The following is an 18,182-nucleotide window of genomic DNA, read 5'->3' on the forward strand; positions in this document are numbered from 1 at the left end:
ATGCGTGCCTGCCGGGTGCTGTTGATGGCACTGCTGCCACTGCCGGCGCTGGCCGACGGTGGCAGCTCGCAGACGCTGGAATGGCGCCAGGATGATGCCCGCCTGGCGCTGCGCTCGACCGAGGGCCAGGTACGGGTGGACGCCGCGCGTCCGGAAGCCCGCTTCGGCGTGCGCAGCGGCGACCGCATCCTGCGCCTGGACGATACGGCTGTGCGGCGGATCGAGCATCTTGCCGATGCGCTGCGGCATTCCACTGCCCCGACTGCGTACCTGTTGCTGCGCCGCGACAAACGCGAGCTCACCGTCCCGGTGGACGCCGCCTCGTGGCGGCTGGCGCTGGTCGCTCCGCCACCGCCGGCACCACTGCCTCCACCAGCGCGGCGCTGAAACCAGCCCGCCCTCGTCGCCACGGCTTTGGCTATGCTTGATGGGTGGCGCCGGGCTCTCCCGGCGTATGGATACGAACACGGCTCCATCGGCGCCGCCCATCCCTTTCTGCAGAACTGCTTGATGCCTTCGATCCTGATCATCGACGACAACGCCAGCGTGGGCACCGCGCTGGACGTGCTGTTCTCCCTGCATGACATCGACACCCTGCAGGCGCAGAGCCCGGCCGAAGGGCTGGCCCTGCTCGAGTCGCAGCCGGTCGACCTGGTGATCCAGGACATGAATTTCAGCGAGGACACCACCTCCGGCGAAGAAGGCGAAGACCTGTTCGCACAGATCCGCGCGCGCCACCCGGACCTGCCGGTGATCCTGCTCACCGCCTGGACCCACCTGAGCAGTGCGGTGGACCTGGTCAAGGCCGGTGCCGCCGACTACCTGGCCAAGCCCTGGGACGACCGCAAGCTGCTGACCACGGTCAACAACCTGCTCGAGCTGTCCGAGGCGCGGCGCGAGCTGGACCGCCGCCGCAGCCGTGAGCTGCGCCAGCGCAATGCGCTGGAAGAAAAGTACGAGCTGTGTGGTGCGGTCTTCGCCGATCCGGCCAGCGAGCGCGTCATTGCCCTGGCCTGCCAGGTCGCGCGCTCCGACCTGCCGGTGCTGATCACCGGTCCCAATGGTGCCGGCAAGGAGAAGATCGCGCAGATCATCCAGGCCAACTCGCTGGTGGCCAAGGGCCCGTTCATCACGGTCAACTGCGGCGCCCTGCCCTCGGAACTGATCGAGGCCGAACTGTTCGGTGCCGAAGCCGGCGCATATACCGGCGCCAACAAGGCACGCGAGGGCAAGTTCGAAGCCGCCGACGGCGGCACGCTGTTCCTGGATGAGATCGGCAACCTGTCGCTGGGCGGCCAGATGAAGCTCCTGCGTGTGCTGGAAACAGGGCGCTTCGAGCGTCTTGGCTCCAATCGCGAGCGCCAGGTCAAAGTCCGTGTGGTCAGCGCGACCAATGCCGACCTGCCGGCGATGATCCGCGACGGCACCTTCCGCGAAGACCTGTACTACCGCCTCAATACGGTGGAATTGGTACTGCCACCATTGGCCGAGCGCCCGGGCGACATCGTGCCCCTGGCCGAGCGCTTCCTGACCGCCGGCAAGCCACTTTCCAGCGCCGCCACCGCGGCCTTGCAACGGTACCCCTGGCCCGGCAACGTGCGCGAACTGCGCAACGTGATCCAGCGGGCCGAGTTGCTGGCGACCGGCAACCGCATCGAAGTGGCCGACCTGAACCTGCCGCGTGCCGCACCTGCACCGCGACCGGCAGCCAGTGCCGGCAATGATCCTGACCGTGCGCGCATCGAGGATGTGCTGGCGCGCAACCACGGCGTCATCGCCCAGGCCGCCGCCGAACTCGGCCTGAGCCGCCAGGCACTGTACCGGCGCATGGACCGGCACGGCATCCCACGCGAATGAAACGGCGCTCGTTCACCTTCCGCCTGTTCCTGCGCCTGCTGCCGGTGCTGGCGCTGGCCGCCGCGTTGCCGTGGCTGCTGGCCTACTGGATGGACCATGGCTGGGTGGTGACCACGGTGTCGGCGCTGATCCTGCTGTCGCTGATGTGGTGGACCCTGCGCCGTGCAACCGCGCCGGTACGTTCATTGATGCGCGCCTTGGCCGGCACCACCAGCAGCTACCGCGACGGTGAGTACAACTTCGGTGTGTACTGGCCAGGCAACGACGAACTGGGTGACCTGGTGCAGGCGCACCGCGAACTGGGCGACGTGCTGCGCGAGCAGCGGCAAGGCCTGGTGCAGCGCGAACTGCTGCTGGACACCATGGTACAGAACACCCCGGTGGCGATGCTGCTGATTGCTTCCGGCGGCGATGGCATCGCCCGCGTGGTGTTCTCCAACCTGGCCGCGCGCAAGCTGCTGCATGGCGGCTGGAAGCTGGAAGGCCAGCGCCTGGAAGAGGTGCTGGAACAGGTGCCGGTGGAGCTGCGCGATGCCATCGCCCGTGGCGGCGACAGCCTGTTCGCGGTGCATGCGGAAGGCGAAGACGGCGATGAGGACGACGAACAGGTCTATCACCTCTCACGCCGATCTTTCCAGCTCAACGGCCGCCCGCACGACCTGCTGCTGGTACGCCTGCTCACCGCCGAACTGCGCCGCCAGGAAGTGCAGACGTGGAAGAAGGTGATCCGGGTGATCAGCCACGAGCTCAACAACTCGCTGGCGCCGATCGCCTCGCTGGCCCATTCCGGCGGCGTGCTGGTACAGCGCGAGCGCTTCGATCGGCTGCCGGAGATCTTCACCACCATCGAAGACCGCGCGCGCCACCTGGAAGGCTTCATCCGTGGCTATGCGCGCTTCGCCAAGCTGCCGCAACCGCAACTGCAGACCGTGCACTGGGCGCCCTTCCTGTCCAGCCTGCGCCAGCAGATTCCGTTCAGCATGGAACGTGAACCGGACGAGGAACTGAGCAGCCGGATCGACATCGCGCAGTTCGGGCAGGCGCTGTTGAACCTGCTGAAGAACGCGCATGAAGCCTGTGCCGAAGCCGATCCGCCCAATGATGACGTGCAGGTGCAGCTGACGCGGTTGCCGCAATGGCTGCGCCTGGATGTGCTGGACCGTGGCAAGGGCATGAACGAGCAGGTGCTGCAGAACGCGCTGATGCCGTTCTATTCGACCAAGCGCAACGGTACCGGGTTGGGACTGGCACTGACCCGCGAGATCGTGGAGGCGCACGGTGGGCGGGTGTCGCTGCAGAACCGCGGTGATGGCGGGCTGTGCGTGTCGATCCTGTTGCCGGTGGGGTGAGCGGGCCAATCGGGTAGATCCACGCCATGCGTGGATGTGCCGACCAGGGTCGGAACCTACCAGACCCGCCGCATCGCCACCCGCAGGTGCATCGGAAACCCGAGCGCAGCCTCTTCGGCCATGACGGCGCGCAGGCCATCGTTCCACTTCGCCTCCGGCACTTCTACGAATCCTTCGCTGGCATAGAAGGCTGCATTCCACGGTACATCGCTCAAGGTGGTCAGCACCGCTGCAGCAAAGCCGGTGGCCTTTGCCTGCGCCAAGGCATGCCGCAGCAATGCACGGCCATGGCCACGACGCGCGTGCGCTGGATCCACATCCATCTGCAGGACATGGAACTCGCCTGCCAGGTCGCCGGCCAGCAGGTAGCCGGCAATGCCGCCGCCGGCGCCATCCACCACCCAGAGCTGTCCACGCTCACGGCCTTCCTGCAGCGTCGGCAGGTCCAGACCGTGGCCGGCAAACACCGGATAGGCCTCGTGGCCCCTCAGCAGTTCACCGGCACGCTGTTCGATCGCCGGCAGCGCACCCAGCTCATCGGTGCGCGGCACCCGTGGCTCAGGACTTCTTGACCGGGCGCTTCCAGCCATCGATGGTTTCCTGTCGTGCACGTGCCAGCGTCAGCTTGCCGTCCGGCGCGGTGCGGGTGATGACCGACCCGGCAGCGATGGTCGCGCCCTCGCCGATGGTGATCGGTGCCACCAGCGAGCTGTTGGAGCCGATGAAGGCGTTGTCGCCGATGGTGGTGGTCGACTTGTTCACGCCATCGTAGTTGCAGGTGATGGTGCCGGCACCGATGTTCACCCTGCTGCCGATCACCGCGTCACCCAGGTAGGTGAGATGGTTGGCCTTGCTGCCGACGCCGAGGGTGACCTTCTTGGTTTCGACGAAGTTGCCGACGTGTACGCCATCGGCCAGCACGGTACCCGGCCGCAAGCGTGCGAACGGGCCGATCTGCGCGGCACCTTCGGTCACCACGCCTTCCAGGTCGCAATGCGCGCGCACTTCGGTGCCGGGCCCCAGGTTGACGTCCTTCAGCCGGTTGAACGGGCCTACGGTAACGCCGTCACCGAGCACGACGTTGCCTTCAAGAACAACGTCGACATCGATCAGTACATCGCTGCCCACGGTGACGGTGCCACGGATATCCAGTCGTGCCGGGTCACGCACGCGCGCGCCCTGAGCGCACAGTGCACGCACCGCACGGCGCTGCCAGGCGCGCTCCAGCTGCGACAGCTGCCATGGATCATTCGCCCCCTCGGCCTCCTGTGCATCGGCGACCAGGGCCATCTCGGCCGGGGTGTACTCATGCGCGGCGAACGCGAACACATCGGTAAGGTAGTACTCGCCCTGCGCATTGCTGTTGGACAGCTGCGACAACCAGCGGCGCAGCGCGGTCGACTCTGCGGCGATGATGCCGGTGTTGATCGTGCGCACGCGCAGCTGGTCGTCGGTGGCGTCCTTCTGCTCGACGATGGAGCCCACCTTGCCCTCTGCATCGCGCAGCACCCGGCCGTACCCGGTCGGGTCATCGACATCGGCCACCAGCACTGCCAGCCGGCCCGGCTGCGCCAGCAGGTCGCGCAGGGTCTGCGCGCGGATCAGCGGCACATCGCCGTACAGCACCAGCACCTGCGCGGCATCGGGAACCTGCGGCATTGCCTGCGCCACTGCGTGGCCGGTACCGAGCTGCTGGACCTGTTCGGCCCACTGCAGGTCGGGCTGGCCGGCGAAGTACTGACGCACCGCCTCGCCACCATGGCCGTAAACCACGTGGATGGCCGCCGGCTGCAGCTCGCGGGCCGTATCGATCACGTGCGCCAGCATCGGCTGGCCGGCGATCGGCTGCAGCACCTTCGGCAGCACCGACTTCATGCGCTTGCCGGCGCCGGCGGCGAGGATGATGACGTGCAGGGCTTGGGTCATGGGAGCAGCAGTCCGTAGTTCGTTGCCGGTGATTCTAGAGCGTGGGCCGTTAACATGGGCATCCCTCCTCCTTCACCACGCCGATGAGCCTGCTCCGCCAGGGAAGCACCTACCTCGTGATCGGGCTCGTGCAGCTGCTGGTCGATTGGCTGGTGTTCGTGGTCGCCACCGCGCTGGGCATGCCGGTCGCGCCGGCCAACATCGCCGGTCGCCTGGCCGGCATGCTGCTGGGCTTCTGGCTCAACGGCCGCTACACCTTTGCCGAGGCCGGCACCCGCAAGCTGGGATGGAAGCGCTTTGCACGTTTCTTCGGGCTGTGGCTGCTGCTGACGGCGACGAGCACGCTGCTGGTCAGCCTGGTCGACCAGGCGCTGGGCCTGCAATTCACGTGGCTGGCCAAGCCGCTGGTGGAAGGCGGGCTGGCATGCGTGTCGTTCCTGTTGATGCGCTACGTGGTGTATCGCTGAGACGAGGCGGGAATCGGGATGCCGGATTGGGGGCGGGAACCGGAACGGTAGAGTCGACTGTCAGTCGACTGCTCTTCCGTGAGGTCGCGAAAATCCCGAGCTGCGCGCGGTAGTCGACTGACAGTCGACTCTACCCCGTCGGCTCTACCCAATCGGCCCTGCCCCGCCCCAAACAAAAACGCCGGCACAGGGCCGGCGTTCTCGTGGATGCAGCGCGAACCTCAGTGCTTGAGATTCTTGCGCAGGCGTTCCAGTGCCTGCAGCTGGACGACGGCTTCAGCCAGCTTCTGCTGGGCTTCGGCCACTTCCATCGCTTCGCCGCGGTTGGCCAGGATGCGTTCGGCTTCTTCCTTGGCCTTGCGGACCGAGGCTTCGTCGATGTCCTGCGCGCGGATCGCGGTGTCGGCCAGCACGGTCACCACCTGCGGCTGCACTTCCAGGATACCGCCGGAGATGGCGAAATCCAGCTGCTCGCCGTTCGGCGTGGTGACCACCACCTTGCCCGGCTTCAGGCGGGTGATCAGCGGCGCGTGCTTGGGCGCGATGCCCAGTTCACCCAGCTCACCGGTGGCCACGACCAGGGTCGCTTCGCCACGGAAGATTTCCTGCTCGGCGCTGACGATGTCGCAACGGATCGTGCTCATGCAAATCTCTTCGCTGTTCGCGGCGGCGCAATGCCACCGTGGGGGTCCACCGGCGCGGGCGGTTGCCCGGCGCCGGCGTCAGGTCGGGCAGGATCGCTCCCGCCCGTCCCGGATCAGGCCTTCTCGGCCATCTTCTTGGCCTTCTCGACCGCTTCTTCGATGCCGCCGACCATGTAGAACGCCTGCTCCGGCAGGTGGTCGTACTCGCCATCGACGATGGCCTTGAAGCCACGGATGGTGTCCTTCAGCGGCACGTACTTGCCCGGCGAACCGGTGAACACTTCGGCCACGTGGAACGGCTGGCTGAAGAAGCGCTCGATCTTACGGGCGCGCGACACGGCCTGCTTGTCCTCTTCGGACAGTTCGTCCATGCCCAGGATCGCGATGATGTCCTTCAGTTCCTTGTACTTCTGCAGGGTCTGCTGGACGCGCTGGGCGGTGTCATAGTGCTCGTGGCCGATCACCAGCGGATCCATCTGGCGGCTGGTGGAGTCCAGCGGATCGACGGCCGGGTAGATACCCAGCGAGGCAATCGAACGCGACAGGGTGACGGTCGAGTCCAGGTGGGCGAAGGTGGTCGCCGGCGACGGGTCGGTCAGGTCGTCCGCGGGAACGTAGACGGCCTGGATCGAGGTGATCGAGCCGTTCTTGGTCGAGGTGATGCGCTCCTGCAGGACGCCCATTTCCTCGGCCAGGGTCGGCTGGTAACCCACCGCGGACGGCATACGGCCCAGCAGTGCCGACACTTCGGTACCGGCCAGGGTGTAGCGGTAGATGTTGTCGACGAACAACAGGACGTCCTTGCCCTTGCCGTTTTCGTCCTTCTCGTCGCGGAAGTACTCGGCCATGGTCAGGCCGGTCAGCGCGACGCGCAGGCGGTTGCCCGGCGGCTCGTTCATCTGGCCGTACACCATCGCCACCTTGTCCAGGACGTTGGAGTCCTTCATTTCGTGGTAGAAGTCGTTGCCCTCACGGGTACGCTCACCCACGCCGGCGAACACGGACAGGCCGCTGTGCGCCTTGGCGATGTTGTTGATCAGTTCCATCATGTTGACGGTCTTGCCGACGCCGGCGCCGCCGAACAGGCCGACCTTGCCGCCCTTGGCGAACGGGCACATCAGGTCGATGACCTTGATGCCGGTTTCCAGCAGCTCGGTGGCCGGGGACTGGTCTTCATACGACGGCGCAGCGCGGTGGATTTCCCAGTTGTCGCTGGCAGCGACCGGGCCGGCTTCGTCGATCGGACGGCCCAGCACGTCCATGATGCGGCCCAGGGTGCCGGCGCCGACCGGCACCGAAATGCCGCGGCCGGTGTTGACGGCAACCAGGTTGCGCTTCAGGCCGTCGGTGGAACCGAGGGCGATGGTACGCACCACGCCGTCGCCCAGCTGCTGCTGGACTTCGAGGGTGATCTCGGTGTTTTCGACCTTCAGTGCGTCGTACACCTTCGGCACCGATTCACGCGGGAATTCGACGTCGACGACCGCGCCGATGATCTGAACGATCTTGCCCTGACTCATTGCTGCATCCTCTAATGTGTGCTTTGAACGAACGCGGTCAGACTGCTGCCGCGCCGCCGACGATTTCGGAGATTTCCTGGGTGATCGCTGCCTGGCGCGCCTTGTTGTAGACGAGCTGCAGAGTGCCGATCAGCTTGTTGGCGTTGTCGCTCGCCGCCTTCATCGCAACCATGCGTGCGGCATGCTCGGAGGCGACGTTTTCCAGCAGTGCCTGGTACACCAGCGACTCGATGTAACGCGTCATCACGTGCTCCAGCACGGTCGCGGCATCGGGTTCGTACAGGTAGTCCCAGTCGTGGTGAGCGACCTGCTTCTCGGCCGGCGGCAGCGGCAGCAGCTGATCGAAGCTGGCCTTCTGCACCATGGTGTTCACGAAGCGGTTGTAGACCAGGTACACGCGGTCGATCTTGCCTTCGGTGAAGGCGTCGAGCATGACCTTGATCACACCGATCAGCGATTCCAGCTTCGGCACGTCGCCGATGTGGGTCACGCTGCCGACCATGTTGACCTTCACGCGGCGGAAGAAGGTCGATGCCTTCTGGCCGATGGTCACCAGGTCCACTTCGGCACCCTTGTCCTGCCATGCCTTGGCTTCGCCCAGCATCTTGCGGAACAGGTTGTTGTTCAGGCCGCCGGCCAGACCGCGATCGGAGGAGATCACGATGAAACCGACCCGCTTTACCTGCTCACGCTCGACCAGGAACGGATGCTGGTAGTCGGTGCTGGCCTGGGCCAGGTGACCGATCACCTGCTTCATCGCCTGCGCGTACGGACGCGAGGTCTTCATCCGATCCTGCGCCTTGCGGATCTTGGAGGCCGAGACCATTTCCAGGGCGCGCGTCACCTTGCGGGTGTTCTGCACGCTCTTGATCTTGGTTTTGATTTCGCGTCCGCTTGCCATCTCTTGTTTCCCGTGGCGCGGGGCTGATGCCCCGCGTTGTTCAACCGTTTGTCATCTGGTCCAGCGGAGCCGGTGGCTCCGCTCTACAGGACCGCGATTACCAGCTGCCGGTGGTCTTGAACTCGGCGATGCCCTTCTTGAAGGCACCTTCGATGTCGTTGTCCCAACCGCCGGTAGCGTTGACCTTGCTGATCAGCTCGCCCTGGGTATTGGCGAAGTGGGCGTGCAGGCCTTCTTCGAACGCCAGCAGCTTGTTGACCGGCACGTCGTCGAGGTAACCCTCGTTGACGGCGTAGATCGACAGCGCCTGGTTGGCGATCGACATCGGCGCGTACTGCTTCTGCTTCATCAGCTCGGTGACGCGCTGGCCACGCTCCAGCTGCTTGCGGGTCGCTTCGTCCAGGTCCGAGGCGAACTGCGCGAAGGCAGCCAGTTCACGGTACTGGGCCAGCGAGATACGGATGCCGCCCGACAGCTTCTTGATGATCTTGGTCTGGGCCGAGCCACCGACGCGCGACACCGAGATACCGGCGTTCACGGCCGGGCGGATGCCGGCGTTGAACAGATCGGTTTCCAGGAAGATCTGGCCGTCGGTGATCGAGATCACGTTGGTCGGAACGAAGGCGGACACGTCGCCGGCCTGGGTTTCGATGATCGGCAGCGCGGTCAGCGAGCCGGTCTTGCCGGTGACCTTGCCTTCGGTGAACTTCTCGACGTATTCCTCGGACACGCGGGCAGCGCGTTCCAGCAGGCGCGAGTGCAGGTAGAACACGTCACCCGGGTAGGCTTCGCGGCCCGGCGGACGCTTCAGCAGCAGGGAGATCTGGCGGTAGGCGACGGCCTGCTTGGACAGATCGTCGTACACGATCAGCGCGTCTTCGCCGCGGTCCATGAAGTACTCACCCATGGTGCAGCCCGAGTAGGCGCTGATGTACTGCATGGCAGCCGATTCGGAAGCGGTCGCGGCCACCACGATGGTGTGGGCCAGCGCGCCGTTCTCTTCCAGCTTGCGCACGATGTTGGCGATGGTCGACGCCTTCTGGCCGATCGCAACGTACACGCACTTGATGCCGGTGCCCTTCTGGTTGATCACCGCATCGATCGCCATGGCGGTCTTGCCGGTCTGGCGGTCACCGATGATCAGCTCGCGCTGGCCACGGCCGATCGGGATCATCGAGTCGACCGACTTGTAACCGGTCTGCACCGGCTGGTCGACCGACTTGCGCCAGATCACGCCCGGAGCAACGCGCTCCACCGGAGCGGTCAGGTCGGTGCCCAGCGGGCCCTTGCCGTCGATCGGCTCGCCCAGCGCGTTCACGACGCGGCCCAGCAGTTCCGGACCGACCGGCACTTCCAGGATGCGGCCGGTGGTCTTGGCGACGTCGCCTTCGCGCAGGTGCTCGTAGTCACCCAGGACCACGGCGCCGACCGAGTCGCGCTCCAGGTTCAGGGCCAGGGCGAAGGTGTTGTTCGGCAGTTCGATCATTTCGCCCTGCATCACGTCGGCCAGACCGAAGATGCGCACGATGCCGTCGGACACGCTGGTCACGGTGCCTTCGTTGCGCGATTCCGCGGCCAGCTTGACCTTCTCGATGCGGTTCTTGATCAGTTCGCTGATTTCGGAGGGGTTGAGCGTGGTTGCCATCGTCAAGTCCTAGTGCCGGCAGCGGGGCCGGACGTTAAATGAATTCAGTTAGCGAGCGCGGTCTGCAGACGGGCCAGCTTGCCCTTCAGCGAACCATCGATGACCACGTCGCCGGCGTCGATCACGGCGCCGCCGATCAGCGAAGCATCGACCGCAGTGGTCACGTCGACCTCGCGGTTGAAGCGCTTGCGCAGCGCGACCTTGATCGCGTCCAGCTCGCCGGCCGACAGCTCGGCAGCCGAGGTGACGGTGGCCTTGACCACGTGCTCGGCTTCGGCGCGCAGGGCGTCGAACATGCCGGAGATTTCCGGCAGCAGCGGCAGACGATGCGATTCGGCCAGGATGGCCAGGAAGCGCGAGTAGGTCTCGCCGTGGGACACCGGCGCCAGCAGGGCGACGGCGTCGTCACGACCCAGCTCCGGGTTGGCGAGCAGGGCCGCCACGCGCGGGTCGGCGGCGACGTGGGCGGAGAACGCCAGGGCGTCCGACCACGGCGCGAACGCGCCTTCGTCGCGCGCGGTCGCGAACGCGGCGCGGGCGTACGGGCGGGCAAGCGTGAGGGCCTGGCTCATCCTTAGATCTCCGAGGCCAGCTCGTCGAGCAGCGCCTTGTGGGCGTTGGCGTCGATTTCGCGCTTGAGCAGCTTTTCGGCACCGGTCACGGCCAGCGCGGACACCTGCTTGCGCAGATCTTCACGGGCACGGTTGGCGGCGGCGTCGATTTCAGCCTGGGCCAGTTCCTTCTGACGGGTGGCTTCGGTGATCGCTTCGTTGCGGGCAGCATCAACGATCTGGTTGGCACGCGCATGGGCCTGATCGATGATCTCGTTGGCCTTGGTGCGGGCTTCCTTCAGCGCTTCGTTGACCTTCTCCTGCGCCTGGGCCAGATCTTTCTGGCTGCGGTCGGCAGCAGCGAGGCCTTCAGCAATCTTCTGCTGGCGCTCTTCGATCGCGTTCATCAGCGGCGGCCAGATCTTGGTCGCGATGATCCAGATCAGACCAGCGAAGGCCAGCGCCTGCGCAAGAAGGGTGAAATTGATATTCATGGTTAGCTCGATCGCTGGTTTCGGGGTGGACGCGCCGCCGAAGCGGCACATCCGGCCTTCATCCGAAACCGGGTGCATCAGCACCCGGTCGTCTCAAACCGCTGTATCAGCCGGCCAGAGCCTTGGTGACGGCGCCAGCGAAGGCAGCCGACAGCGGGTTGGCGAAGGCCAGCAGCAGGCCAACGGCGACCGAGATGATGAACGCGGCGTCGATCAGGCCGGCGGTGATGAACATGCGGACCTGCAGGACCGGGATCAGTTCCGGCTGGCGGGCGGCCGACTCCAGGAACTTACCAGCCATGATGGCCAGACCCAGACCGGCGCCCAGCGCGGCCAGGCCGATCATGATGCCGACGGCAAGGGCGGTGGAGCTCTGAATCTGCGCGAAGTTGGTCAGGACGGCGAAGTACATGGTTATCTCCAGGAACTTAAGTTGCTAAGGGTGATGAAACGGATGAAGGTTGAAACGCGTTGAAGCTTGAAACTCAGTGAGCGTCTTCCGACAGGCTCAGGTACACGATCGACAGCATCATGAAGATGAAGGCCTGCAGCGGGATCACCAGCAGGTGGAACAGCATCCAGCCGAGGCCGAACACACCACCGGCAATGGCACCGAAGAAACCGGCACCACCCAGCACCCAGATCAGCAGGAACACGATTTCGCCGCCGAACATGTTGCCGAACAGTCGCATCGCCAGCGAGATCGGCTTGCTCAGCCACTCGACGATGTTGAGGATCAGGTTGAACGGCATCATCCACTTGCCGAACGGCGCCGTCAGGAATTCCTTGATGAAGCCGCCCAGGCCCTTCGACTTCAGTGCGAAGAACAGCATCAGGAAGAACACGCTGATGGCCATGCCCAGTGTGGCATTGACGTCAGCGGTCGGGACCGGCTTCCAGTAGTGCACGCCCGCCCATTCCAGCGGCTTGGCAATGAAATCGGCCGGGATCATCTTCAGCAGATTCATCAGCAGAATCCAGAAGAAGATGGTGATGGCGATCGGCGTGACCAGCTTGCTCTTGCCGTGGTAGGTGTCCTTGGCCTGGCGGTCGACGAACTCCAGGCAGATCTCGACGAAGGCCTGCCACTTGCCCGGCACGCCGGCGGTGGCCTTGCGGGTGCCCAGCCAGAACGCGACAACGATCACCAGGCCCATCAGGACCGCGGTGAGGAAGGTATCGACGTGGATATGCCAGAACATACCCTCACCCTTGCCGACCGGCGCGGTCAGGTTGTGCAGGTGATGCTGGATGTAGCTGGTAGGGGTTAGAGCCTCGCCCGCCATGTGTCCGGAACCTTCAGTTAATTGAATTCTGTCAACGCCTGGCCATCGCCAGGACCTGGAACATCAAGCCGACGGCGATACCGGCCAACAGCGCCAATGCAGGCAGCTTGAAGACCAGGAACCCCACCAGCAGGACGCCGAAAACCACGACCCACTTGGCCACGATCGCAATGATCAGGCGAGCCATCGCCGATCCTGCGGCCACCGCACCACCCCCCAGCGCCATCCTTGCCGCCACCCAGCCACCGGCCGAAATGGCCACACCGGACGCCAGCGCGCCGAGGGCATATTTCGGACCGACCAGCAGGAAGGCCAGGGCCAGGACAGCGACCGCGGCCAGCGGGTAGACCGCGGCGCGCAGCATCAGTCGCCGACCCGCATCAACGGAGTTCAGCACAGGACGTCCCGCGTGGTTGCAAGTGGAAGGCTGAGGCGGCTACAGCAGGGGGGCCTCATCGAGCCGCCAAATTATAGCAATGGGACAATTTGCGAGACAACCGCTGCCTGTTCATCCCGGGAAGCCGCAAGTTGCGGTAACGGTTACATTTTTGCGTACCACCCGGGGGACAATGACGTCCGCATGATGCTGCACCGCAGTATTGAACTTTGGTCGCAGGCGAGGAACTTTCGCCGGATGCGCGGGTCCGATCTTTCGACCTGCCTGCAGCATCCTCGTCGGCTCCACCCCGCAGGTCCCACGATGGCCCCGAAGCCCGTCTCCGGGGCCATCTTTTTGCATCGTCGCGACAGCACTGAACCGTGCACATGCCGTGGACCATACGTTCACGGATGGTGGACGGGCCTGTCCGGCACAGTGGTCTTCATTCTGATGAACCACTGCAAGGACTCTTCGATGCGCCCCGTACCCACCCTGCTCGCTCTCTCCCTGATCGCCGCCGGCGCCTCGTTCGCCACCGCTGCCCACGCCGCCGAAGGCGACGACCGCTTTGCCCTGCGCCTGGGTGCGATGAACATCGACTCGGACAACACGCTCCGCGGCAAGACCAATGTCGCCGGGCAGGACATCGGTTTCTCCGAGGACTTCAAGCTGGGTGGCAAGGAGTGGGAGCCGCGCATTGACGGCATGTTCCGCATCAGCAACCGCCAGCGCCTGCTGTTCAACTATTTCAAGTACGACAAGGACCGCCGCGAGACCCTCGGCCAGGACATCTCCTTCGGTGACGTCAACGTGCCGTCCGGCAGCTTCGTCAAGGGCGAACTGAAGTACCAGGTGGCCAGCCTGGTCTATGACTACTCGGTGGTGGACACCGATACGTTCGACCTCGGCCTGCAGCTGGGTGCCGAGTACGCCAAGGTCAGCACCAAGGCCTACGCCGACCTCGGCACCGTGTACGAAGGCCAGTTCCTCAACGAGAAGACCGACGGCGTGGCGCCAGTGGTCGGTGCGCGATTGAGCTTCACCCCGTCCGAGAAGTGGATGATCACCCTGCAGGGCCAGTACCTCAACACGCGCTGGGGCAGCTTCGATGACTACAAGGGCGATCTGAGCCGCGCCAACGCCATCGTCGATTACCGCTTCACCAGGAACTTCGGTGTGTTCGCCGGCTACGACTGGTTCAAGCTCGATGCGGACAAGAAGGGCAGCGACGGCACCATCGGCCTGAAGCAGGAATTCAAGGGCCCGGTGGCCGGCGTCAGCTTCGTGTTCTGACACCCGCCCCTTCCACGGCTCTCTCTCTCCTGGCGCGGCCTCCGGAACATCGGGGCCGCGTTTTTTGTGGCATCGTCGAGCAGAGAAGCAGGTTGGCCGAGCGCGGGGGGAGAGGGGCTTGCGTGCGAATGTCCCCCGGCGCCGGCCTGCGGCCGTCACCTCCTCCTTTACTTCGCACACAAGCCCCTCTCCCCCCGCGCATCAGGCATCCGCGCGGCCCAGGCAGTGGCTCTGGACTGTCCGCAAGCCGAGCCGCTGCGTGGGTGGCCGGCGTCTGGACAAAGTAAAGGAGGAGGCGACCACCGCAGGCGGACGACGGGGGACATTTGTCCAGACGCCTGCCACCTGCGCAGCGGCCCAGACCTTCGCGGTGGCAGTTACCGTAGACGCAGGCGTGGTCGAGCGCTGGAGGGAGCGGGGGCTGTCTGCGAATGTCCCCCGGCGCCGGCCTGCGGCCGTCACCTCCTCCTTTACTTCGCACCCAGCCCCCGCTCCCTCCGCGTGTCAGGCATCCAGGCGGCCCACGCAGCGGCTCGAACGCTCGCAATGAGAGTGATCGAAGCTCAACAAAAAAACCCCGGTAGATGCCGGGGCTTTTCGTTCGGAACGGCGCGGGCGCCTTACTTCTTCTTCGGCATGTACAGATCGGTGATCGTGCCGTCGTAGATTTCCGAGGCCATTGCCACCGATTCGCTCAGTGTCGGGTGCGCATGGATGGTGTGGCCGATGTCTTCGGCTTCGGCACCCATCTCGATGGCCAGGCCGATCTCGGCCAGCAGGTCACCGGCATGCACGCCAACGATCGCGCCGCCGATGATGCGGTGGGTCTCCTCATCGAAGATCAGCTTGGTGAAGCCCTCGGTGCGACCGATGCCGATCGCGCGGCCGCTGGCGGCCCACGGGAACTTGGCCACGCCGACCTTCAGGCCCTTGGCCTTGGCTTCGGTCTCGGTCACGCCCACCCAGGCGATTTCCGGGTTGGTGTAGGCCACCGACGGAATCACACGGGCGACCCATTCCTTCTTGTGGCCAGCAGCCACTTCAGCAGCCAGCTTGCCTTCGTGCGTAGCCTTGTGCGCCAGCATCGGGTTGCCGACGATGTCGCCGATGGCAAAGATGTGCGGCACGTTGGTGCGCATCTGGCGATCAACCGGGATGAAGCCACGCTCGGTGACCTGCACACCGGCCTTCTCGGCATCGATCTTCTTGCCGTTCGGCGAACGCCCGACGGCCACCAGCACACGGTCGAAAGTGCCCTGCGCCAGCGCCGGCGCCTGGCCTTCCTCGGCCGCCTCGAAGGTCACAGTGATGCCCTTGGCATCGGCGGTGACGCCCGAGGCCTTGGTCTTCAGGTGCACTTCGATGCCCTGCTTCTTCAGGCGGTCGGCCAGCGGCTTGACCAGGTCCTTGTCGGCGCCCGGCATCAGCTGGTCCATGAACTCGACCACGGTGACCTTGCTGCCCAGTGCGCTGTACACAGTGGCCATTTCCAGGCCGATGATGCCGCCGCCGACGACCAGCAGCGAGCCCGGCACTTCGGCCAGCTCCAGCGCGTCGGTGGAATCCATCACGCGCTTGTCGCCCCACGGGAAGTTCGGCAGCTTCACCGCCTGCGAACCAGCGGCAATGATGCACTTCTGGAAGCGCAGCAGCTGGGTGCTGCCGTCTGCGGCGGTGATCTCCAGTTCGTTGGCCGAGATGAACCTGCCGACGCCCTGCACGTTGCGGACCTTGCGCTGCTTGGCCATGCCGGCCAGGCCCTTGGTCAGCTGGTTGACGACCTTTTCCTTGTACTGGCGCAGCTTGTCCAGGGTGATGGTCGGCTTGCCGAACTCGACGCCGAAATCGCCGGCGTGGGCCACTTCGTCGATCACCGCGGCAGCGTGCAGCAGCGCCTTGGACGGAATGCAACCGACGTTGAGGCAGACGCCGCCGAGGCTGGCGTAGCGCTCGACCAGCACCGTATCCAGGCCGACGTCGGCGGCGCGGAAGGCGGCGGTGTAGCCGCCCGGGCCGGAGCCCAGCACGACCATTTCGCATTCGATGTCGGCCGGCTTGCCACTGGACAGCGCCGGCTTCGGTGCCACCGGCTCGGCCGGGGCGCGGTGCGAGGGGGTCACCGGCGGCTTGCTGGCCGGAGCGGCCGCAGCCGGAGCCGGCGCAGCGGCCTTGGCGGGGGCATCGGCGGCGCCTTCAGCGTCCAGCACCACGACCACGGCGCCTTCGGACAGGGTATCGCCCAGCTTGACCTTGATCTCCTTGACCACGCCGGCCGCCGAGGACGGCACTTCCAGGGTGGCCTTGTCCGACTCCAGGGTCACCAGGCCCTGGTCCTTCTTCACCGTGTCGCCGACGGCGACCAACACTTCGATCACCGGCACATCGCTGTAATCGCCGATGTCGGGAACCTTGACTTCAATCGTGGCCATGGTGGTTTTCCTTGTGCCCGGCCGGCATGGCCGGCGGGCTGTCACTGCATCTGTTCACGCGGCCGCGCCAGGGGCAGCGGCCGCACGGTGGGGGCGAAGCGATGCCTTACAGCAGCACGCGGCGCATGTCGGCCAGCACCTGCGACAGGTACGTGGTGAAGCGTGCGGCCAGAGCGCCGTCGATGACGCGGTGGTCGTAGCTCAGCGACAGCGGCAGCATCAACTTCGGCGCGAACTCCTTGCCATTCCAGACCGGCTGGATGGAGGACTTGGACACGCCCAGGATGGCCACTTCCGGTGCATTGACGATCGGAGTGAACGCGGTGCCGCCAATGCCGCCCAGCGAGCTGATCGAGAAGCAGCCGCCGCTCATGTCGGCCGGGCCCAGCTTGCCGTCGCGCGCCTTCTTGGCCAGCTCGCCGGTTTCCTGCGCGATCTGCACCACGCCCTTCTTGTCCACGTCGCGGATGACCGGCACGACCAGGCCGTTCGGCGTATCGGCGGCAAAGCCGATGTGGAAGTACTTCTTCAGGGTCAGGTTCTCACCGCTGGCGTCGAGCGAGGCGTTGAATTCCGGGAACTTCTTCAGCGCCGCGGCGCTGGCCTTGATCAGGAAGGCAAGCATGGTCAGCTTGATGCCGGCCTTCTCGTTTTCCTTGTTCAGCGCCACGCGCAGGCCTTCCAGGTCGGTGATGTCGGCCTGTTCGAACTGGGTGACGTGCGGGATCATCGCCCAGTTGCGGGCCAGGTTCGCGCCGGAGATCTTCTTGATGCGCGACAGCGGCTGGACTTCGGTCTCGCCGAACTTGCTGAAGTCGACCTTCGGCCACGGCAGCAGGTTCAGGCCACCACCGGCGGCGACGGCGCCACCGGCAGCTGCTGGCACACCACCACTGAGTGCGGCCTTGACGAACTTCTGCACGTCAGCCTTGGTGATGCGGCCCCCCTTCTCGGTGCCGTTGATCTGCAGCAGGTCCACGCCCAGCTCGCGGGCGAACACGCGCACCGCCGGGGTGGCGTACGGCACCTTGGCCGGCAGCACGCCATCGGCGTTGAACTGCACCGGCGGGCTGGACGGGGTGCCGGCCAAAGCGATCTCGCGCGCCGCCAGCTTGTCCGGCTGTGCCGGCACAGCGACCGGCTCGACCTTGGTGGCGGTCTCGGCGGCAGCCGGAGCAGCGGCAGCCGCCTTGGTCGGTGCCGGCGCGGCAGCGCCTTCGGCATCAATGATGGCAACCACGTCGCCCTGCGACAGGTTGTCGCCCACCTTGACCTTGATCTCCTTGACCACACCGGCCACTGACGACGGCACCTCCATCGTGGCCTTGTCGCTTTCCAGCGTGACCAGGCCCTGGTCCTTCTTGACCGTGTCGCCAACGGCGACCAGCACTTCGATGACCGGGATGCCGGCGTAGTCGCCGATGTCCGGCACCAGCGCTTC

18 protein-coding genes are annotated in these 18,182 nt (G+C 65.5%); 5 read left to right on the plus strand and 13 right to left on the minus strand.

The window, feature by feature from the left end:
• The 3 genes from N5E02_RS09695 to N5E02_RS09705 all read left to right on the plus strand — a co-directional run bounded on the left by N5E02_RS09695 (position 1) and on the right by N5E02_RS09705 (position 3,206).
• Positions 1–387, plus strand: a complete 387-nt coding sequence (locus N5E02_RS09695; RefSeq protein ID WP_279946214.1) for a PDZ domain-containing protein — start codon at positions 1–3, stop codon at positions 385–387.
• A 123-nt stretch (positions 388–510) separates the two neighbouring features.
• Complete coding sequence (locus N5E02_RS09700; RefSeq protein ID WP_279946215.1) at positions 511–1,857, plus strand: sigma-54 dependent transcriptional regulator; 1,347 nt, start codon at positions 511–513, stop codon at positions 1,855–1,857.
• Positions 1,854–3,206: a HAMP domain-containing sensor histidine kinase gene (locus N5E02_RS09705; RefSeq protein WP_005419497.1), complete on the plus strand. Its 1,353-nt coding sequence runs from the start codon at positions 1,854–1,856 to the stop codon at positions 3,204–3,206. The genes N5E02_RS09700 and N5E02_RS09705 overlap by 4 nt, the downstream gene beginning before the upstream one ends.
• A 56-nt stretch (positions 3,207–3,262) precedes the next feature.
• Here the strand turns inward: N5E02_RS09705 and N5E02_RS09710 are convergent, their stop codons facing one another.
• Positions 3,263–3,796 carry a GNAT family N-acetyltransferase gene (locus N5E02_RS09710; RefSeq protein ID WP_235649078.1) on the minus strand — a complete coding sequence of 178 codons (534 nt, stop codon included), beginning with the start codon at positions 3,794–3,796 and terminating at the stop codon, positions 3,263–3,265.
• Positions 3,765–5,132, minus strand: a complete 1,368-nt coding sequence (gene glmU / locus N5E02_RS09715) for a bifunctional UDP-N-acetylglucosamine diphosphorylase/glucosamine-1-phosphate N-acetyltransferase GlmU (RefSeq protein ID WP_065186211.1) — start codon at positions 5,130–5,132, stop codon at positions 3,765–3,767. The genes N5E02_RS09710 and glmU overlap by 32 nt, the downstream gene beginning before the upstream one ends.
• An 83-nt stretch (positions 5,133–5,215) precedes the next feature.
• Here glmU and N5E02_RS09720 point away from each other — a divergent pair, with 83 nt between their 5' ends.
• A complete protein-coding gene (locus tag N5E02_RS09720; RefSeq protein WP_005419508.1) occupies positions 5,216–5,599 on the plus strand; it encodes a GtrA family protein in 384 nt (127 codons plus the stop codon).
• 221 nt (positions 5,600–5,820) lie between these two features.
• Here N5E02_RS09720 and N5E02_RS09725 read toward each other — a convergent pair whose 3' ends face one another.
• The 9 genes from N5E02_RS09725 to N5E02_RS09765 form a co-directional block, all read right to left on the minus strand.
• Positions 5,821–6,243 (minus strand): F0F1 ATP synthase subunit epsilon, encoded by a 423-nt coding sequence (locus tag N5E02_RS09725; RefSeq protein ID WP_005419509.1) that lies wholly within the window; start codon positions 6,241–6,243, stop codon positions 5,821–5,823.
• 113 nt (positions 6,244–6,356) lie between these two features.
• A complete protein-coding gene (atpD, locus tag N5E02_RS09730) occupies positions 6,357–7,763 on the minus strand; it encodes a F0F1 ATP synthase subunit beta (protein WP_005419510.1) in 1,407 nt (468 codons plus the stop codon).
• A 37-nt stretch (positions 7,764–7,800) separates the two neighbouring features.
• Positions 7,801–8,664, minus strand: a complete 864-nt coding sequence (gene atpG / locus N5E02_RS09735; RefSeq protein ID WP_005411129.1) for a F0F1 ATP synthase subunit gamma — start codon at positions 8,662–8,664, stop codon at positions 7,801–7,803.
• Positions 8,665–8,761: 97 nt separating this feature from the next.
• On the minus strand, positions 8,762–10,309 hold the full coding sequence (gene atpA, locus N5E02_RS09740; protein ID WP_005419511.1) for a F0F1 ATP synthase subunit alpha: 1,548 nt from the start codon (positions 10,307–10,309) through the stop codon (positions 8,762–8,764).
• A gap of 44 nt (positions 10,310–10,353) precedes the next feature.
• Positions 10,354–10,881, minus strand: coding sequence for a F0F1 ATP synthase subunit delta (locus N5E02_RS09745; protein ID WP_005411131.1), 528 nt, complete (start codon positions 10,879–10,881; stop codon positions 10,354–10,356).
• Positions 10,882–10,883: 2 nt separating this feature from the next.
• A complete protein-coding gene (locus N5E02_RS09750) occupies positions 10,884–11,354 on the minus strand; it encodes a F0F1 ATP synthase subunit B (protein ID WP_005419512.1) in 471 nt (156 codons plus the stop codon).
• A 106-nt stretch (positions 11,355–11,460) separates the two neighbouring features.
• Positions 11,461–11,766: a F0F1 ATP synthase subunit C gene (gene atpE / locus N5E02_RS09755; protein ID WP_005411133.1), complete on the minus strand. Its 306-nt coding sequence runs from the start codon at positions 11,764–11,766 to the stop codon at positions 11,461–11,463.
• A 73-nt stretch (positions 11,767–11,839) separates the two neighbouring features.
• Positions 11,840–12,640, minus strand: coding sequence for a F0F1 ATP synthase subunit A (gene atpB / locus N5E02_RS09760; protein WP_005411134.1), 801 nt, complete (start codon positions 12,638–12,640; stop codon positions 11,840–11,842).
• Between the two features lie 31 nt (positions 12,641–12,671).
• On the minus strand, positions 12,672–13,037 hold the full coding sequence (locus N5E02_RS09765; RefSeq protein WP_014648497.1) for a hypothetical protein: 366 nt from the start codon (positions 13,035–13,037) through the stop codon (positions 12,672–12,674).
• 456 nt (positions 13,038–13,493) lie between these two features.
• On the opposite strand from N5E02_RS09765, the gene N5E02_RS09770 reads away from it, so the two are divergent.
• Entirely contained in the window at positions 13,494–14,312 is an 819-nt protein-coding gene (locus N5E02_RS09770; protein ID WP_005419516.1) for a hypothetical protein, read from the plus strand.
• A 620-nt stretch (positions 14,313–14,932) separates the two neighbouring features.
• Here N5E02_RS09770 and lpdA read toward each other — a convergent pair.
• Positions 14,933–16,741 carry a dihydrolipoyl dehydrogenase gene (lpdA, locus tag N5E02_RS09775; RefSeq protein ID WP_235649076.1) on the minus strand — a complete coding sequence of 603 codons (1,809 nt, stop codon included), beginning with the start codon at positions 16,739–16,741 and terminating at the stop codon, positions 14,933–14,935.
• Between the two features lie 106 nt (positions 16,742–16,847).
• Positions 16,848–18,182, minus strand: a 1,335-nt coding sequence (gene aceF / locus N5E02_RS09780) for a dihydrolipoyllysine-residue acetyltransferase (RefSeq protein WP_279946216.1), incomplete at its 5' end; no start/stop codon positions are given.

The sequence above is a fragment of the Stenotrophomonas sp. GD03777 genome (assembly GCF_029842485.1).
Taxonomy (GTDB): Bacteria; Pseudomonadota; Gammaproteobacteria; order Xanthomonadales; family Xanthomonadaceae; genus Stenotrophomonas; species Stenotrophomonas sepilia.

Bases quoted from the DNA above. Each gene is read 5' to 3' on its own strand.
- N5E02_RS09695 (WP_279946214.1), top strand. From the start codon at position 1: ATGCGTGCCTGCCGGGTGCTGTTGATGGCACTGCTGCCACTGCCGGCG.
- N5E02_RS09700 (WP_279946215.1), top strand. From the start codon at position 511: ATGCCTTCGATCCTGATCATCGACGACAACGCCAGCGTGGGCACCGCG.
- N5E02_RS09705 (WP_005419497.1), top strand. From the start codon at position 1,854: ATGAAACGGCGCTCGTTCACCTTCCGCCTGTTCCTGCGCCTGCTGCCG.
- N5E02_RS09710 (WP_235649078.1), bottom strand. From the start codon at position 3,796: ATGGCTGGAAGCGCCCGGTCAAGAAGTCCTGAGCCACGGGTGCCGCGC.
- glmU (WP_065186211.1), bottom strand. From the start codon at position 5,132: ATGACCCAAGCCCTGCACGTCATCATCCTCGCCGCCGGCGCCGGCAAG.
- N5E02_RS09720 (WP_005419508.1), top strand. From the start codon at position 5,216: ATGAGCCTGCTCCGCCAGGGAAGCACCTACCTCGTGATCGGGCTCGTG.
- N5E02_RS09725 (WP_005419509.1), bottom strand. From the start codon at position 6,243: ATGAGCACGATCCGTTGCGACATCGTCAGCGCCGAGCAGGAAATCTTC.
- atpD (WP_005419510.1), bottom strand. From the start codon at position 7,763: ATGAGTCAGGGCAAGATCGTTCAGATCATCGGCGCGGTCGTCGACGTC.
- atpG (WP_005411129.1), bottom strand. From the start codon at position 8,664: ATGGCAAGCGGACGCGAAATCAAAACCAAGATCAAGAGCGTGCAGAAC.
- atpA (WP_005419511.1), bottom strand. From the start codon at position 10,309: ATGGCAACCACGCTCAACCCCTCCGAAATCAGCGAACTGATCAAGAAC.
- N5E02_RS09745 (WP_005411131.1), bottom strand. From the start codon at position 10,881: ATGAGCCAGGCCCTCACGCTTGCCCGCCCGTACGCCCGCGCCGCGTTC.
- N5E02_RS09750 (WP_005419512.1), bottom strand. From the start codon at position 11,354: ATGAATATCAATTTCACCCTTCTTGCGCAGGCGCTGGCCTTCGCTGGT.
- atpE (WP_005411133.1), bottom strand. From the start codon at position 11,766: ATGTACTTCGCCGTCCTGACCAACTTCGCGCAGATTCAGAGCTCCACC.
- atpB (WP_005411134.1), bottom strand. From the start codon at position 12,640: ATGGCGGGCGAGGCTCTAACCCCTACCAGCTACATCCAGCATCACCTG.
- N5E02_RS09770 (WP_005419516.1), top strand. From the start codon at position 13,494: ATGCGCCCCGTACCCACCCTGCTCGCTCTCTCCCTGATCGCCGCCGGC.
- lpdA (WP_235649076.1), bottom strand. From the start codon at position 16,741: ATGGCCACGATTGAAGTCAAGGTTCCCGACATCGGCGATTACAGCGAT.